This window comes from Paenibacillus vortex V453 (assembly GCF_000193415.1).
Classification (GTDB): domain Bacteria; phylum Bacillota; class Bacilli; order Paenibacillales; family Paenibacillaceae; genus Paenibacillus_AQ; species Paenibacillus_AQ glucanolyticus.
Map to the genome: position 1 here is coordinate 58,232 of NZ_ADHJ01000009.1, position 18,208 is coordinate 76,439.

General features: G+C 51.6%; 14 protein-coding genes and 1 pseudogene. 13 read left to right on the forward strand and 2 right to left on the reverse strand.

The features are described 5' to 3' along the window. Positions 1–340: 340 nt before the first annotated feature. The 11 genes and pseudogenes from PVOR_RS04270 to PVOR_RS04315 all read left to right on the forward strand — a co-directional run bounded on the left by PVOR_RS04270 (position 341) and on the right by PVOR_RS04315 (position 14,073). Entirely contained in the window at positions 341–4,210 is a 3,870-nt protein-coding gene (locus tag PVOR_RS04270) for a discoidin domain-containing protein (RefSeq protein WP_006207852.1), read from the forward strand. Between the two features lie 562 nt (positions 4,211–4,772). Next, positions 4,773–5,327, forward strand: a complete 555-nt coding sequence (locus PVOR_RS04275) for a glycerol-3-phosphate responsive antiterminator (RefSeq protein WP_006207853.1) — start codon at positions 4,773–4,775, stop codon at positions 5,325–5,327. A gap of 299 nt (positions 5,328–5,626) precedes the next feature. Beyond that, entirely contained in the window at positions 5,627–6,046 is a 420-nt protein-coding gene (locus PVOR_RS33145; protein WP_006207854.1) for an extracellular solute-binding protein, read from the forward strand. Beyond that, positions 6,006–6,965: an ABC transporter substrate-binding protein gene (locus PVOR_RS04280; RefSeq protein ID WP_442952210.1), complete on the forward strand. Its 960-nt coding sequence runs from the start codon at positions 6,006–6,008 to the stop codon at positions 6,963–6,965. Before PVOR_RS33145 ends, PVOR_RS04280 begins: the two co-directional genes overlap by 41 nt. After that, positions 6,965–7,921, forward strand: a complete 957-nt coding sequence (locus PVOR_RS04285) for a carbohydrate ABC transporter permease (protein ID WP_040680186.1) — start codon at positions 6,965–6,967, stop codon at positions 7,919–7,921. Before PVOR_RS04280 ends, PVOR_RS04285 begins: the two co-directional genes overlap by 1 nt. After that, positions 7,911–8,771, forward strand: a complete 861-nt coding sequence (locus PVOR_RS04290; RefSeq protein WP_006207857.1) for a carbohydrate ABC transporter permease — start codon at positions 7,911–7,913, stop codon at positions 8,769–8,771. The genes PVOR_RS04285 and PVOR_RS04290 overlap by 11 nt, the downstream gene beginning before the upstream one ends. 84 nt (positions 8,772–8,855) lie before the next feature. Further along, the gene (locus PVOR_RS04295) at positions 8,856–9,701 is read left to right on the forward strand and encodes an HAD family hydrolase (RefSeq protein WP_006207858.1); all 846 of its coding nucleotides are present in this window, start codon (positions 8,856–8,858) and stop codon (positions 9,699–9,701) included. Continuing rightward, positions 9,662–10,381: a glycerophosphodiester phosphodiesterase gene (locus PVOR_RS04300; protein WP_036643981.1), complete on the forward strand. Its 720-nt coding sequence runs from the start codon at positions 9,662–9,664 to the stop codon at positions 10,379–10,381. The genes PVOR_RS04295 and PVOR_RS04300 overlap by 40 nt, the downstream gene beginning before the upstream one ends. A gap of 406 nt (positions 10,382–10,787) precedes the next feature. Further along, positions 10,788–12,237, forward strand: a pseudogene (locus PVOR_RS04305) (MDR family MFS transporter). 35 nt (positions 12,238–12,272) lie between these two features. Next, positions 12,273–12,872, forward strand: a complete 600-nt coding sequence (locus PVOR_RS04310) for a TetR/AcrR family transcriptional regulator (protein ID WP_006207860.1) — start codon at positions 12,273–12,275, stop codon at positions 12,870–12,872. A gap of 166 nt (positions 12,873–13,038) precedes the next feature. Then, complete coding sequence (locus PVOR_RS04315; RefSeq protein ID WP_006207861.1) at positions 13,039–14,073, forward strand: copper amine oxidase N-terminal domain-containing protein; 1,035 nt, start codon at positions 13,039–13,041, stop codon at positions 14,071–14,073. 49 nt (positions 14,074–14,122) lie between these two features. Here PVOR_RS04315 and PVOR_RS04320 read toward each other — a convergent pair whose 3' ends face one another. Beyond that, positions 14,123–14,839, reverse strand: coding sequence for a DUF421 domain-containing protein (locus PVOR_RS04320; RefSeq protein ID WP_006207862.1), 717 nt, complete (start codon positions 14,837–14,839; stop codon positions 14,123–14,125). Positions 14,840–15,055: 216 nt separating this feature from the next. On the opposite strand from PVOR_RS04320, the gene PVOR_RS04325 reads away from it, so the two are divergent. Next, on the forward strand, positions 15,056–16,378 hold the full coding sequence (locus tag PVOR_RS04325) for an MFS transporter (RefSeq protein ID WP_006207863.1): 1,323 nt from the start codon (positions 15,056–15,058) through the stop codon (positions 16,376–16,378). Next, a complete protein-coding gene (locus PVOR_RS04330; RefSeq protein WP_040680188.1) occupies positions 16,344–17,264 on the forward strand; it encodes a polysaccharide deacetylase family protein in 921 nt (306 codons plus the stop codon). Before PVOR_RS04325 ends, PVOR_RS04330 begins: the two co-directional genes overlap by 35 nt. Before the next feature lie 115 nt (positions 17,265–17,379). Here PVOR_RS04330 and PVOR_RS04335 read toward each other — a convergent pair whose 3' ends face one another. Then, positions 17,380–18,099: a hypothetical protein gene (locus tag PVOR_RS04335; protein WP_006207865.1), complete on the reverse strand. Its 720-nt coding sequence runs from the start codon at positions 18,097–18,099 to the stop codon at positions 17,380–17,382. Positions 18,100–18,208: the final 109 nt, after the last annotated feature.

Sequence of the window (18,208 nt, forward strand, 5' to 3'; positions counted from 1 at the left end):
ACGGCGTCATGATGTTTCTGTTTTTGCAGCAGCACCTGAACCAGCATACCCTCTCATTATGTTTATTGCATTCTTCCTTATAAACTGCCAGTGCGCGAGATTTTGCCTATGTTCGGGTGATCCTAACAGGGTTATTCGTGCTGGGGGCGTGATGGGGAGGATAGCGGCGGCGGTTGACCAACACAGGGCACATAGGAACATAGGAGTTCAAGGGAGGTGATCGGCACGAACGGAACATAGTTGTAAGCGCATACTTATTTCTTCCGGCATGCGGCCGGGAAGACGAGACTAACGTATGCAACGTACACAAGGAAAACATTTGATATCAGGAGGTTGGATCATGAAATCCAGAAGGTTGATGAATAGAATCAAACCTGCTGTCATGAGTTTACTCGTATTGATGCTGATATGGACACAGCTGATCATGGTGCCTGACCCGGGCTTTGCTGAGGGATCCCATACCGATTCGCATCCAGCCGTTCAGATTGGAGATGGGCAGCAATGGGATGGCGATCCGGCGGCGGGGGAACCCGCTATGGATCAACCGGGCGGAGGCCGGCCCGGCTCCGGTCATGAGGAGGTGCTAGGAGATGGCTCAGGCGATGAAGGCACTCCGGGCGGCGGGTCCGAAGGAGGTAAAGCACCTGCATCCGGCGAAGACGCCAAAGCGCCAGCAGCCGAGGATGCCGTAATCGCAGTGGAGCCAGGCAATCTGGCGGCTGGCAAGAATATGACGGCCAGCTCCTATAACCAGACCTATGCTGCCGGGAATGCCAATGATTCTAACCAGGCTACCTACTGGGAGAGCAGCAACAACGCCTTTCCTCAGTGGCTTCAGGTGGATCTGGGCAGCTCCTACAGTGTCAACAAAGTGATATTGAAGCTGCCTGCGAACGGGTGGGAGACGAGATCTCAGACGTTGACCGTACAAGGCAGCAGCAACGGCTCAGCGTTCAACAACCTGTCTTCTTCCGCTGCCTATACATTTAATCCGGCAGACGGCAATAAGGTTACGATCAATCTGACCGCGCAATCGGCGCGATATGTACGGCTGCTTTTCACCGCCAATACCGCATGGCCAGCCGGTCAGATTTCCGAGTTCGAAGTGTACGGCCAGGCACCGGCCGGGGATACAGAGGCACCGACTGCCCCGGGCAACCTCGCTTATACTGAGCCAGCTTCAGGCCAAATTAAGCTGACCTGGTCGGCATCAGCGGACAATGTCGGCGTAACGGGGTACGATATATACGCCAATCAGGCAGTGCGGGCAAGCGTAGCCGGCAATGTGCTGACGTATACGGATAATCAGCCTGCTGCCGCCACGGTCAGTTACTATGTGAAGGCCAAAGACGCAGCCGGTAATGTATCTGCCGCCAGCAACACGGTGACCCGCACAGGCAGCGGCGGCGGAGGCAACGGAACCAATCTGGCGCTGAACAAGCCGATCACGGCTTCCTCGAACGAGTACATTTATGCTGCTTCCAATGCCAATGATGGCAGCTTGAGCACGTATTGGGAAGGCAGTGCCAACCGTTATCCGCATACGCTGACCGTTGATTTAGGCTCCAACGCGGACATTTCGTCGGTTGTGCTGAAGCTGAATCCGGATAGCCAATGGGGAACGCGGGCGCAGACAATTCAGGTGCTGGGCCATGATCAGAACAGTAACGCCTTCACAAATCTGGTATCCGCTGCGCAGTATACCTTTAACCCGGCCACGGGCAATACGGTGACCATTCCGGTTACTGCCAAAGTGAATGCCGTGCAGTTGAGGATCACGGCCAATACGGGTTCATCGGGAGGACAGATTGCCGAGTTTCAAGTTATCGGCACGCCTGCTTCCAATCCGGACTTGACCATTACGGGAATGTCCTGGACACCGGTGAACCCGGTGGAAACCGACAGCATTGTATTAACGGCTGTAGTGAAGAACATCGGGACCCTCTCTTCCGGGGCAACAACCGTCAATTTCTACCATGGCAATACCAAGCTCGGTACTTCGAATGTGGCGGGACTCGCAGCCGGTGCTTCGGCTAACGTGACCTTGAATCTCGTTGCCAAGGAGGCGGGAACATATCAACTCACGGCCAAGGTGGATGAGAACAATGCCGTCATGGAGCAGAACGAAGCCAATAACAGCTATACGCATCCGACATCCATGGTCATCAGCCCTGTTCAAAGCTCCGACCTGGTGGCAGCGACCAGTTGGTCACCGGGCAATCCGGCTGCCGGAAACAGTGTGAATTTCACCGTTACGGTGAAGAACCAGGGTACGGCCGCGTCCGCTGGAGGTGCCCACGGCATTAAGGTGACCCTGAGCGATGCGAATACAAACAACGTCATTCAGACCTTTACAGGCACGGTGAATGGCGTCATCGCCAGCGGGGCTTCGGCTCAGCCGGTGAACGTAGGCAGTTGGACGGCGGCCAACGGCAAGTACAACGTGAAGACCGAGGTGGCCGTGGATGCCAATGAGCTGCCGGTGAAGCAAGCTAACAACATCGCAACAAGTCCGCTCTTTATCGGACGGGGGGCGAATATGCCTTATGACATGTATGAGGCCGAGGATGCCGTCGTTGGCGGCGGAGCGGCTGTGGTCGGGCCGAACCGCAACATCGGGGATATTGCCGGTGAAGCATCCGGCCGGAAGGCGGTCACACTCCATTCAACAGGCAGCTTCGTAGAGTTCACGACGAAAGCCAGCACGAATAGTCTGGTTACGCGCTTCTCGATTCCGGATGCGCCTGGCGGCGGAGGGATCGATGCCACCCTGAACGTCTATGTGGATGGTGTCTTTACCAAGACCATCAATCTCACTTCCAAATATGCATGGCTCTATGGCGATGAGGCCAATCCAAGCAACAGCCCATCTGCAGGAGCACCGCGTCACATATACGACGAGGCCAACATCATGTTTGATACCACCATCCCAAAGGGAAGCAAAATCCGCCTGCAGAAGGATGCAGCCAACACAAGCCAGTACGCCATTGATTTTATCAACCTGGAGCAGGTGACATTAATCCCGAATCCGGACCCGGCTAAATATGTCGTTCCCGCAGGTTTTACGCATCAGGACGTGCAGAATGCTTTGGATAAATTCCGCATGGATACAACGGGGAATCTGGTCGGCGTCTATCTCCCTGCCGGAACCTATCAGACATCGAATAAGTTCCAGGTTTACGGCAAACCGGTGAAAATCGTCGGTGCGGGCCCATGGTTTACCCGCTTTACCAGTCCATCGTCACAGAACAATACCGATATCGGATTTTCCATCAATGCAACGGCGAACGGCTCCACCTTCGCGAACTTTGCATACTTTGGCAATTACACCTCCCGGATCGACGGACCGGGTAAAGTGTTCGATTTCTCGAACGTTGCGAACATGACGATCGATAACATCTGGGTGGAGCACCAAGTGTGCATGTATTGGGGCGCCAATACGGATTACATGAAAATTACCAACTCCCGGATCCGCAACGTGTTTGCTGATGGGATCAACATGACCAACGGCAGCACGAACAATCTCGTGAGCAACATTGAAGCACGGGCAACAGGGGATGACAGCTTTGCTCTGTTCTCCGCGATTGATGCGGGAGGGGCAGACGAGAAGGATAACGTCTACGAGAATCTGACTTCGCTGCTGACCTGGCGTGCGGCGGGCCTTGCGGTATATGGAGGATACGGCAATACGTTTCGTAATATCTACATTGCGGATACGCTCTGTTATTCCGGCGTCACGATCAGCTCGCTGGATTTCGGATACCCGATGAACGGCTTCGGCGCATCGCCGCCGACCCAATTCGAGAATATCTCGATTGTCCGTGCGGGCGGCCATTTCTGGAACCAGCAGACCTTCCCGGCAATGTGGCTGTTCTCAGCCTCAAAGGTGTTCCAGGGCATTCGGGTAACGGACGTGGACATTATCGATCCGACTTACCACGGCATCATGTTCCAGACCAATTATGTTGGCGGGCAGCCGCAGAACCCGGTCAAGGATACGATCTTTACGAACATTACGATCTCCGGTGCGAAAAAGAGCGGCGACGCATTTGACGTGAAGTCCGGCGTAGGAATCTGGGCTAACGAAATGCCGGAGCCGAACCAAGGTCCGGCCGTGGGCAGTGTGATCTTTAATAACCTGAAGATCACCGATACCGTAACGCCGATCAAGAATAACACCTCGACGTTTACGATTCAGGTGAATCCGTAATCCCCAAGGTGTAGAGCAGTCAGAGCATTTTGCAGACCAAACGGTTAAGCGCCTGAAACAGGTGCATGGAAGCATGGTTTGGCAGGTCGTCCGATACCCTCGGGCGGCCTGTTTCCATCCTGTGCGATCTCCGTGGCACGATCTGCCCTTCTATATGCCCCATAACCAGGGACGATTGCAAACGGAGTTGACGTTCTTTTTACAAAGCGTCATGATATTTATTACATTCAGCTCACATTCTTTTAAATTCGACAAATTAATACAATATTCGCTATAGACTCTAGCTAAATCATTCCACTATGATAGATATTAAATAGCTGATAGAGCTATTCTGAAAGCGTTCTCCCCATGTTCGCTGAACCGAAAATGATCCTAAGTCTAGGAGGGAACCTACCAAACCAGGCATATAGTAAAATCTGTTATCAGCTAAATGGAAAGCGCATTCATGACGTGTGGATTGTGTGCAGCGAGCGTCGTTAACACATATTTTACACATCGTTAATACTCACATGATCCTATCGCTTTATCATAGTGAGTGTTCGGTAAAGGGGGACACGCACTTATGACAGATCAGAAGAGAAGCCGTCTTCCCGTGATCGCTTCGATTACCAAGCTTGAACAGATCGATGCGGCTGTGAGCAGCGCGGTGGAACGGGTGAACCTGATGACAGGTGACATCATGAAACTAAGGGATATCGTAAGTCGGCTGCACTCCTCAGGCAAAAAAGTGTTTGTTCATTTGGAAATGGTAAGCGGGATTGGTCGTGACAATTCGGCTGTGCAGTATTTGGCGGATTCGTATCGGATCGATGGGATCATTACCACGAAGACCAATACGGTGGCAGCAGCGCGGCAAGCAGGCATCAGCTCGATACAGCGTGTGTTTGCCATTGATACAACAGCTTTAAGAACCGCCGTGAAGATGATCGGACAAGCGCGTCCGGACGAGGTGGAGCTGATGCCGGGACTTATGCCCCGCGTGATCCGCGACCTGAAGAAGGAAATTCACTGTCCGCTAATCGTGGGAGGTTTTTTACGAAGCGAAGAAGAAATCGATGAGGCACTGGCTAACGGTGCAGATCTCGTATCTACGGGTGATGCGCGCTTTTGGAAATAAAGCGTCCTGTAGGATTAATGGATTTACTACAATTACATATTTGCTAGGGGTGGAGACGATGAGATAACCCGAGTAGCAGCTACTTTAGCTTTTATAGGAGGTGGTGGCTCTTAGGTTGCGCTCTTTTGACGTCTCTATTTTTGTGCGCTTTTTAAGGGATAGAAGGGTTGATTGGATGAGGAGCTTTCCTCATTCCTGAGGGTCCATATGCCGCCAGGGCTGGCATTGGGATGGATGAAGTGTGGATAGACAAGCCATTATTCAGAAGAAGTTGATTCGAAAGGGGCTAGAGATCATCAATGAAAAAGAAATCATGGTTGTTGACGTTACTGACCATATTTATGGTCATCACCACGGCATGCGGAGGCGGCGGTGGAAGTGAAAGTGCTGGAGGCGAGGTTTCGCTGGATGATGTGGAAGCCGCTTCAATGGATATGAAGAACGATACAACACCTGTCAAAATCCAATACTGGCATGCCCACGCGGATGCCCAGCTTGAAGGCTTGAATTACATGATTGCAGAGTTTCAGAAGAAGTATCCTCATATTACGGTAGAACCGGTGTTCCAAGGCGGTTATCCTGACCTTCACAAGAAACTGTCGGCTGCCGTAGCTGCGAATAATGTACCGGCCGTGACCAATGTGGAGGTATCGTCCCTCGCGAACTTTGCGGACAGCGGTGTATTTCGCCGACCTGGGTCCATGGATCAAGCGCGATGAAGTGAAGATGGACGATTTTGCTCAAGGGATGCTGAACGCCTATGCCTACAACGGCAAGCAATTCGGATTCCCGCTGATTGTCAGCACCAGCGTGTTTGTCTACAACAAAACGATGCTGGACGAGCTGGGCGTGGAGCCTCCTGCGAAATGGGATGAGATTGAGGATTTCAATGCAAAGGTAACAAAAAAGGAAGGCGACAAAACGACTCGCTATGCCTTCTCGGTTCCAGGCTGGGATACGTGGTACTATGACCCTTGGAACATTAACGGCGGCGGACAAATCCTGACGGAGGACCTGAGTGCTTCCGCTGTCGAGAACGAGGATTCCCTCCGCTACCTTCAGAATTTCTACAAATGGCAAAATGACGGCAGTATGCATATGGGCTTCGGTAAAGGAGCTTCCGACAATATGCGGCAAATGTTCCTGAACGGTGAAATCGCCATGGTACAGCACACTTCCGCGATGTTGAAGATGTACCGCGAGAATGCAGACTTCGAAGTCGGCGTATCCTTCATTCCTGGTGATAAAGTCCGTACCTCCAACATTGGCGGCGCAGGTATCGTCATGATGGAAGGTGCCAAGGATCTGGAGAAAGAAGCAGCATGGAAATTCATCGAGTTCATGACTTCAGCTGAGCAGAACATTAAATGGGCCGAATCCGTTGGATACCTGCCTACAAGAAAATCCGCGATCGAGTCGGAGGAAGGCGATCAATATTTCGAAAGATGGCCGCAATACCGATCGGTTTACGAGCATTTTGATGAAGTGACACCGCGTATGCAGCACCCGGCTTATCCTGAATTCAGTGAAGTGTACAAAGAAGTTGTAGGGGAAATGGTGCTGAACAAAAAAGATCCGACACCACTTATGCAGGATGCGGCCAAGAAGATCAACGATATTCTGGCTGACTATGAGTGATGCCTATGGAGACCAATAAACAAGTGACTAAGGCGGCGTCCAATCGGGCGACCGCTTCGGTCTCTAAACGGATGTCTCATACGTTAATGGAGAAGTGGAAGGACTTTTCATTCGCGGTCCCGGCGCTGCTGTTCATGGGCGTGTTCCTGTATTATCCGCTGGGCTATTCCGTCTACATCAGCTTCACGAATTGGAATATGACTCGTCCGGTGAAAAAGTTCGTAGGCGTTGATAACTATACGCGTCTTCTGGGCAGCGCGGATTTCTATCAGTCCCTGAAGGTCACGTTCCTGTACACCTTGATGGACGTTGTATTCACGCTTGTGATCGGGCTGCTGCTGGCGCTGCTCCTCAATGTGTCCTCGTCACGTCTGTTCGGCTTCATGCGCGGTGTCATCTTCATGCCATATTACGTGTCGATGGTGGTTGCAGCCATGGTATTCACCTGGATATACAACGGACAATACGGGCTTCTGAATTCCGTTGTATCCTGGTTTGGCATGGACCCTGTCCAATGGCTGACCAATCCCTCCACGGCATTACCGGCATTGGTTGCCGTTTCGGTATGGAAGGGCGTGGGCTTCGCGATGATCCTCTTTATTGCAGGCATGCGGGGGATTCCGGCGGAGTATTACGAGGCGGCTTCGATTGATGGGGCCAGCAAGCTTCGGCAGTTCCGCAATATTACACTGCCACTCTTGTCGCCGATGACCCTGTTTCTTGTCATTACCAGTTTTATTTCCTCCATGCAGGTGTTCCAGTCAATTGACGTAATGACAGACGGCGGTCCGCTCAAGGCCACAAACGCTATTGTGTACTGGATCTATACGATGGCTTTCGATGAATTCAAGACAGGAAGAGCCTCTGCGCTTGTCATGATTCTGTTCGTTATCATACTGCTGTTAACATTGGTTCAATGGGTGGTCAGCAGGAAGAAGGTGCACTATGAAGGATAATTATATGGCCGGGTCAGCCAAGAACCGCAAGACCATGATGACGCTTCGCATCATCGGAGCCGTCATGGTAACGCTTGTCATGTTCTTTCCGGTGTATTGGCTGCTGATCAGTGCGCTCAAGACGCAGTCTGAGATGCGGATGGCCGTTCCTACATTCTGGCCGGAAACCTTTGCCTGGCAGAACTTTGCCGAGGCCTTCCGGGTGATCCCTTATGCGCGGTTCTTCAGTAATACGCTGCTGATGGCGGTAGGAACGATTATTTTGCAGCTGAATGTGGCGCTGATGGCGGCATATGCTTTTGCGAAGGGGCAATTCTGGGGACGGGACGCTCTGTTCTTACTGGTTCTGGCTGCACTGATCGTGCCGGAGCAGGTCATTTTCGTTCCGGTGTACGTCATGATGTCCAAGCTGGATTGGCTGGACACCTTCTGGGCGCTCATCGTGCCTCATGGAGCTTCTGCTTACGCGATATTCCTGCTTAGGCAGGCCTTCAAATCCATCAACAATGACGTGCTGGAAGCAGCGCGCGTGGATGGAGCCGGAAGGTTCTCGATTCTGTATAAGCTGTTGTTTCGGATGGCATTGCCAACGATTGTCACCATGGGCGTCTTAATCTTCATCTCGTCCTGGAACTCGTATTTCTGGCCGCTCATCATGACCAACGACAACGATATGCGCGTGCTTACGGTAGGTATTGCCATGCTGCGGGATTCCATTGCCGGCAATGAAGCGATGTTCTTCAATGTTATTATGGCGTCCAGCGTCATGGCCATTATCCCGATCGTGCTGGTGTTTACGGTCATGCAGAAGCATATTGTAGCCGCCATGGCGAATTCGACATTTAAATAACCTCATTTTATTCGTTAAGAGATTAGGCGGAGTTGACGGAGAAAGCCTGCATCCCTTGGCACCGTTACCGAGGAGGACATATTCTTGAGAGACATTCGCCTGATCGTAAGCGATTTAGACGGTACGTTATTGTCACCCGATCATTCGTTAAGTGAACATGTAGCAGGGACTATCCGGCAATATGTGAAGGAAGGCGGCCTGTTCACGGTAGCAACGGGACGACCGTATCGGACTGCGATGCCTGTGATTCAGGAACTGGGAATCGATATCCCCGTCATTCTGAGCAATGGAGCCGTGCTCGCAGAAGGCGGGCGCGTCCTGGAACGATACTGTTTGTCCGTAAAGAACATCGCTGATATGCTGCTGGACTTCCACCTGATGGGACTGAGCGTGTTGTTATTCCGCGAGCACGAAATCCAGACCTTTGCACGCACCGAAGAGATCGAAGCCTATGAGCATAAGGAGCGCGTATCCTGCTCCGTGATATCTGCCCGATCTTCCCGCTGGACGGCGGGGGAGCTGGAGAAAGTGATATTAATCGGGAATCTGCTCGCATTCAACACGGTGTGGGACCGGTGGGAAAGCGTCCACCGCCATGCCGTTTCTCCGTTTCAGTCCGAGGCTGACTACGTGGAGCTTGTCTCGGGACAAGTTAGCAAAGGATTTATGCTGCAGCGTCTATCCCGCACGCTTGGGATCGAAGCGGGGCGGATCATGGCGATAGGCAATCAGATGAATGATCTGTCCATGCTGCAGCTGGCAGGGATTGGAGTATCGGTAGCGAACAGTCCTATAGAGCTTCAAATGGCATCCGATTACGTAAGTCAGGCATCTTATGGCGAAGGCGTGATCGAAGCCATCAATCGATTTGTACATGGAGGGAAGGGAATATGGAAGTACGGGGACTGGCCCATAGAGGATATCCGCTAAAATATCCGGAGAATACGATGCTCGGTTTTCAAAAAGCGCTGGAGCTTGGCTTCTCGCATCTGGAGCTGGATGTCCAGCTGACGAAGGACGGCGTGCCCGTTGTGATACACGACCCGACGGTAAACCGGACAACCAACGGTACAGGAGCGATCAACGCCTTCACGCTAGAGGAAATACGCAAGCTGGACGCAGGCCAGGGAGAGGTCATTCCAACGCTGGAGGAGGCGCTGCGTTTTGCCAAGGATCGGATGATCGTGGACATTGAGCTGAAGCAGATGGGCGATACCTATCCGGGGCTGGAGGAGAAGGTCATCAACGTGATCAAGGAAACGGGTATGGAGAAGCAGGTCTTCCTGACCTCCTTCGATCATTATTCCGTTGAACGGGCGCGTGCGCTTGATCCGGACATTGAGCTGGGCCTGGTTATATATGGGGCGACCCCTTCCGTTTTTCCGTATCTGGAAGCGATCGGGGCCCGGTATGTATCCGTAAAATACGTTTATGTGACCCCGAAGTTCATGGAGGAAGCACGCAAGCGGAACATCCAGCTCATTGTCTGGACACCGGATGATGAAGCAGCTCTGGAGACGCTTGCCCAATATCCGGAATTGTTGATCGTGACGAACAATTTGGAGGGCTGGGCCAAGGTATACCAAGAGAAGATTGCCCAGAACGCGTGAAACTCAAAAGAGGCAACGGCAGTTGGAGTGACGGATAACAGGCACTCGCATCATTCGAGTTCAGTACATCAGTGTAATTCTATCCTTCCGATGATGTCCGGCTTGCGGGTTGATGGAGATCGGCATGAACATAGAATGAAAAGGATCTGTCCCGGCATTTCATAATGGGGCAGATCCTTTTTCTAGTTATTTCGATAACCCATAAGGGTCTTGAAAATCCTAACTCTTGAGCGTCCTAATTACTGATGTGTATTCGCATAATCCCAGGAATTCCAGCATGGCTGCAATTCCTGAAAATTCAATGAAAATTTTCAGTTGACCTACGGACAATTGTCCGTTAGAATTTAAAAAGCATAATCGGACAATTGTCCGCAGACATCATTTTAAGGAGGATAAGGTCTTGGATATGGGAGTGGGGCCAAGTACGGCCAAGATTGATTTAAGCAAGTTAAAGAGAGGGCCGATTGTAGCCGCACTGATTATTGGCGCGTTCGTTTCCATCTTGAATGAGACGCTGCTCAACATCGCTTTCCCAAGCTTGATGGAGCAGTTTAGTATTGGGGAGTCCACGGTTCAGTGGCTGTCCACTTCGTATATGCTGGTTGTCGGTATTCTGGTGCCGGTAACCGCGCTGCTTCAAATGTGGTTTACCACCAGGCAGATGTTTATCGGTGCTATGACGCTGTTCTTAATCGGTACCGTGATCAGCGGTATTTCGCCGACCTTTGGCGTGCTGTTGTCCGGACGGATTTTGCAGGCAATAGGAACGGGTCTGCTGATCCCGATTCTGATGAATACGATCCTCAGCATTTATCCGCCTGAGAATCGCGGCGGAGCGATGGGAATGATCGGTTTGGTCATGATGACGGCTCCGGCGATCGGACCTTCGCTGTCCGGTTTGATTGTGGATGCTCTTAGCTGGCGCTGGTTGTTTTTCCTCATCATTCCGCTGGCGGCATTTTCGATTGTTTTTGCATTTATATATACTAAAAAACGTTACAGAGCTCACCAAGCCGAAGGTGGATTTTATCTCCATTATTCTGTCATCCGTCGGATTCGGGGGAATTGTGTACGGCTTCAGCAGTGCCGGTGAAGGCGGCTGGTCTGATCCGAAGGTCACATGGTTCATTGCCGCCGGTGCGGTCAGCTTGCTGCTATTTGTATGGCGTCAGCTGAAGATGGACCAGCCGATGCTGGATATGCGCACGTTTAAGTTTCCGATGTTCTCGCTCGTCACGGTGCTGATGCTGGTGCTGATGATGAGTATGTTCTCCACCATGATCATGCTGCCGTTGTTCCTGCAGAATGCACTTGGTTTGACCGCACTGGCGGCAGGACTTGTCATGATGCCGGGGGGTATCGTCAACGGTCTGATGGCCCCGATATCAGGCAAGCTGTTTGACAAATTCGGTCCGAGAGTTCTCATTATTCCTGGACTGGTGCTGTTGTCCCTCTCGATTTTCCTGTTCTCGAGAGTGGATTCTTCCTGGACCGGTGGTTATGTTATCTTCCTTCATGTTATGATGATGGTTGGCATATCTATGGTCATGATGCCGGCCCAGACAACAGCACTAAACCAGCTGCCGCGCTTGCTGTACCCGCATGGAACAGCGATTATGAGCACACTGCAGCAGGTTGCCGGAGCTATTGGCATGGCGCTCTTTATCAGTATCATGTCATCAGGAGCTAAAAATTATGTCGAGACGACCGGGGATATGAATCCGGTGGAAAGTATGATTGCAGGCCTTCAAAGCGCCTTTATAATCGGATTTGTTCTTGCAATAGTGGCCTTGGTGCTGGGCTTCTTCGTCAAACGAACAACTTCACCCGTAGAAGAAGAACAGTCTGCCGCATAAGATTCCCGTTTGTTCAAAGAGAAAGGGATATATGAATGGCAAAAGAGAATGACGAATTAGGTCAGAGAATTTTGGATACGGCTCAGGCCTTGTTTGACCAATACGGCGTCGAGGACGTGTCGATGCATCAGGTGGCTAAAACCGCCGGAATCGGTCAAGGCACCTTGTACCGCCGCTATCCAAGCAAGAGTAAAATTTGCTTTACGCTCATGGAGGCGAAGATTGACCGGTTCATGGAGGAATTGGACCTTTACCTGCGCAATAGCGCGGATGTGCCCGCTGCGGCCCGTTTGAGGACCGTCATGACGAAGGTTATTCTTCACTTCAATGAGGATCTGGAATGGCTGCGGGTGATGCTGAGTTCCGATCGGCTGGAAGACACCAAGAACATTTTGTGTGAGCATCCACCTTTCATGTATTTGCGACTGCAGATCAAGGGCCTTCTGGACCAAGCGGCGGAGCAAGGAACGCTGATGCCGGTTGATTCACAATTTACATCCGTCATGCTTGCCTCGCTGCCTCGGGCGGACATTATTCTGTATCTCCGGGATATGGGATATAGTGCGGAGCAGATTGCGGAGGAATATTGCAGAAGTTTTGTTGACCCGTTGTTTGTATGTCGATCAACGAAATAGACCGGCATGCAAGAGGCCGTTTCGGAAGACTGTATAGTCTTCCGGACGGCTTTTTTTGTATGTTCTCGGTAGGGTTTCTTTTTCGTTTCAATGCAACATTTGGCAAAAAACGCCCGTCAGTATAGTTGTACATGATAATGAAAGACACCTAGAAAGGATGATCAACATGAACAAACAATGGAAGAAGCAAGCGGTGACACTGATGGTTGCAGCCATGGCGGTTTCCGGTAGTGCAGCGGTTTATGCGGCACCCCAGGCTGGAGGAAGCCAGGAACAGAAGCCGGTTGTGATATCGGCTGCCATGGATTATGGAGTGCTGGTCAACGGCAAGGATGTGACGGGCGCTGGATTTATGAATACAGACGCGAAGCTGGTCATGATTCCGCTGCGGAGCGTGTCCGAGGCACTCGGATTTGAGCTGGACTGGAATCAGGAGGATCGCTCTGCAGAGCTGACGAAACCGGGCTCACCGATCTGGACCCTCGTGCAAACAGGCAAGGATCAGTACGCGGTAAACAAAATGTACAAGTCCCTCGGCGCTGCGCCGGTGAATGTGAAGGGCACGCTCTATGTTCCGGCTAACTTCTTCAGCGAGGTACTCCGGGCTAGCGTCGCGGTCGATGGTATGAAGGTGAGTATCACTTCCGGGGAAGATGATGTGAAGAAGGAAACCACCAGCGGCAAAATCACGGAAGTCATTCAAAATGAAAATCGCAAGGCCGTTCATATTAACGGCACGGGAACGGAAGGCATCATTCTGAATGTGGACGAGAGCACCATCATCCGCGACGCGGAAGGCAAGAAGATCGAGCTCAAGGATCTTGCGAAAGGGATGGAGATTGAAGCCGTTCACAGCATGGCGATGACCATGAGCCTGCCGCCGCAGACCTACGCTTATGAAATCAGTGTGAAGTCGGACAAGGAAGAGAAGGAACAACTCGCTACCGCTGGTGCGATTACTGATATCAATGCAGAGGGCGGCAACCTGCGTGTAACGATCAAGGGTCAAGGATTGACGGAGCAATCACCAAGTGAAGTGATCCTAAGTCTGACGCCTGAAACGATTATCGAGCATAAAGATGGCAAAGCTATGAAAGCTAGTGATTTGACTGCCGATGCGGAGATCATTGGTTATTACAGCCCTGTGATGACCAAGAGCCTGCCGCCGATTGGCCATGCGATCAAAATCGTTCTTCAATAAGAGGGGAATACAAGAAGAAGCCTGGCGGCTGCGCCGGGCTTTTTTCTCGTTAATGATACAGCGGGGGAACCGGAATTTCCTTATCATAGACGGTGATGTTTAAAGACATCTGTTCATCAAGAGAAGCGAAGAACACCTGATCAAGCAGGATCTCCCGCTCGCTGAGCTGGTTCTCCAGCCATTTTCCTGTAAGGTTTAGCTTTTGGAGGGTTATGGTTTGAACTCGCCCTTCCTTAATAATGGCGTAGGACAGGCCGGAATCCTGCCGCTTTAATTTTAAGTCCTCTAGCGTAACGGTCATCTTCCCCATTTTCTTCAGAACGGATAAGGTCCCATTCGGCTCCAGCACGGCCATATCCACAGTGTTGATATCAAAAATCTGATCCTCACGCAGCATCTGCAAAATATTATCGATGGGATAACGGGCTTTTTTCAGATTCTTATGAAGGAATTGCCCATCCTTAATCACGATAATGGGTTCGAATGTCATCCATTTCCCGATGAGGCGGCTCTTAATGAGCAGGACGGAGCCGATCTTTTGCAGGACACCGATGGCAACAATGGCGAAGATCGTAGGAATATGCTCGATATGGGGGTCTGCAATATCTGCCCCGATTACGGAACCGAGGGACAGAATGATGATGTAATCAAAGACGGGCAGCTCGGCAACGGATCGACGGCCCATAAACAGGGTAACGGCTAAGAGCAGCGGATAGATGGTATAAATTCTGCCGAGCACTACCAGAAGATCTTTGATGAGTTCCATGGCACAGATCCTTTCCGAGTGGTTTTAACGGCCTTACACAGAAGGGTTGGCTATTGCCAAGAAAACTATGTATTATCAGCCAAATTTACGGCAGGGGGAGACGCTGCCCTGCACGGTTCGACAAGATCTCATGGCCTCCCTTGCATGAGCAGGTATAATCGTTCTTTGCGCCGAATACTGTACAACAAATCGTCCTTAACGGATGGAGGGAAACGGATGAAGCGCAGTTGGAGGAATTCACCGTATTCATATTCGCTCGGCATGTTTGCCATGATGGTTCCGAGTCAGGCGTTCAGCTCCTTTTATATCTTTTTTTACGTGGACACACTGGGACTTGGCATTGGGCTGGCATCCCTCGCGCGGACGGTATTTCTGATCTGGGATGCTGTCAACAATCCGCTCATGGGATATTGGTCGGATCGTACGAAGACCAGGCTTGGGCGGCGCAGGCCGTGGGTATTCGGTGCGATTCCACTGTTCATGCTGACCTTCGTGCTCGTATTCTCGCCACCGGAAGGATTGTCTCAGAACGGACTGTTTATGTGGTTTTTGGTTGCGCTTATTCTGTATGAAGCTGTAGCCACCGTGTTATGGGTTAATTATGGAGCATTGTTTCCCGAGCTGTTCCGCGGGGACCGGATACGGGCAAAGGCTTCAGCTATACAGCAGGGCTACCAGGTAGTGGCTTTGCTGATAGGCACTGCGCTTACTCCGATCATCTATGATGCCCTGGGTTTTTCCAATATGGCAATTCTGTATGCGCTGTTGTTTGGTGTATTCATGCTCCTCTGTATGATGAGCGTTCGGGAGCAGGAGGTGTACAGCACAAACGAGCCGCTCAAGCTGGTTCAGGCGTTTCGTGAAACCTTGCGCAACAAAAAGTTCTGGGTATTTAACATCTCCAACTCGTTCGCCCAGACGGTGAATGGTCTGATAAGCTCAACGATCCCCTTCTATGCCAAATATGTGCTGAAGATTCCGGTTGACCAAGTATCGATTCTGCTGGCGGCTGTGTTTGTATCGGTCATCCCGCTGGTGTTCGTCTGGTATTGGATGATCCGCAGGATGGATGGTGTGAAGGCCTGGCGACTCTCGCTCGGGGTGTACGGTATATCCGTTATTCCACTCTGGTTCGGATACGATTTGCTCAGCGGCATTTTGGCCGGCATCGGCGTGGGCTTCGGTCTGGCAGGATTTCTGGTAACACCGGCTATGGTTAGCGGGAACATCATCGATGAGGATGCGGAGCGGACGGGTCTAAGGCGAGAGGGAATCTATACGGCTGTCAGCGGGTTCATTACGCGTTCCAGCGGATTGATTTCCGCACTGGCGTTCTTTGTGGTCGGCATGATTTTCGGATATGAGAGCGGTGACAACCCGGGAAGCGATCCGGAATCAACCTTCAGGTACTTGATCAGTGTCGTTCCGTTGTGCTTGCTGATCATCTCCTTCCTGTTATCCTTCCTGACCAGAATCGAATTCTCAAAAACCATAGGAGGCGAACATGACCATGGAGCGAAGGCTGATCATCAATTGTGACGATTTCGGGCAGAGCAAAGCTATGAACCAGGCGATTCAGCATCTGCTGGAGGAGAACAAGGCTTCCTCTGCCACCATCATGACGGTGGCCCCCGGGTTTGAAGAGGCTGCTTCCTGGACGGCTCGTCGGCGCCAGCCCAATGTCGGACTGCACCTGACCATGACAAGCGAATTCGAGGCGCTGCGATGGAGCAGCTTGACCGGTCATCCATCCCTGCATGACCAGAGCGGTCAACAATACGCGACGGTTCAGGAGTTTGAACAGAAGGCGGAGACAGGGGCCGTGCTGAAAGAGCTGGACGCGCAGTATGAGCGGGCGAGCAAGGCTGGCATTCCTGTGAGCCATGTTGATAATCACATGGGCAGTCTGTATGGGATGGAGACGGGGCGCAGTCTTATTCCGCAGATGCTGTGGAAGACTTCGCGCTGGCGGCTTCCTGCACGTTTATTCCGTTACATTCATCCGGAGGATCCCCTGCTTAGCTCTTTATCGAATATCGAGCGTCCGGTCGCGCTTGCCTCCAGTCTTGCCGATATGCTGGGGGTGCCGATTCCGGATTATTTGCTCTCGCATCCGTTCCCTGTTGTCGAAGGGGAGACCTATGACAGCTTCAAGCAATCGCTGATCGATAAGCTGTACAGACTGCCTGAAGGGGTTAGCGAAACCTATGTCCACCCGGGAGCCGAGGATGCATGGATGCTGGCGAATATTCCGAATTGGGAGAAGCGGGTGTGGGAGTATCGGCTTCTGTTCGATGACGATTTTGCATACGGACTGCGGGATGCGAAGGTGATCTTAACGGATTACCGCTATGTGGAGGAGAACTTAAAGCGTCCGCGTATACGTTCAGCCGTAAAACTCATGAAGGCCATGGCGCAAAAATAAACAGAGCCTGCACGAACAACCCTTGCCGCGGCACCGGCAAGGGTTGTTTTGTTAAGTATATCGGGCGTTTGCCGCCTGTGTGTTGTAAGTTCCGATTGTACTTAACCGTTGTATGTTATTTCGCTTCAGCTTCCAGCTTGGTGATCTGTTCCTTGTACTGGTTCAGCAGTTTTGTCAGCGCTTCTTGAATGGCGGCGGAATCCTTGGAATCCGCAGCTTTGAAGAGGTCTACTCTTGCATGAATGAAAGCCAGATCCTCATCGCTGATTTTCACTGCCTTTGTACCTTCTACACCGGCTGGTACAAAGCTAGATGGAGCCTCGCCGCCCCCTGCTTTTACAGCTTCCGTTCTTTGAATGGTCACACCTTCAGGAGGCATCCCAACGTCATTGACCCCGGTTGCTGTGAATTCCTTGATCTCACCGCTGTCAATTAACTCCTGGATATCCTTGGCCGGTGTAGCCTTGAACGAAATTGTAGCTTCCACGGGGTCCTTTACTTCACCCGGCTTCGAGTCATCGTTAACCCGAACCGTGGCGGCGGCTGTTGTCGCCGCGAACTGAAATGTTCCCTCAGCACCAGCAAGCTTGCCGTATTTCTCAAGGGTTTCTTTCCAATCCTGAACCGTTTCCGGGGCGTATTTCTCTGCCAATTCCAGCGGGTTCGGCAGGGTATGGACAGCTGCAATCTCAATAGTCTCAGCAGGCGCGCTTTTCCCTGTTTGACTTGAAACGTCGCCTGGTGTATCAGCACCTGAGGCATGGACTGGAAGAGCTGCTGTTCCACCAAGCAGGGCTGCGGATAGTGCGAGTTTGCCAAATAATCTGTGTTTCATGGTTTAACACTCCTTATCGGGTTGGTTTGTCTTACAGTACCCAGTGTACGGGTCAGCATTGGCAGAACATTGGTGTATTTGTGGAAAAATAATGGCATTCCCCATTCGC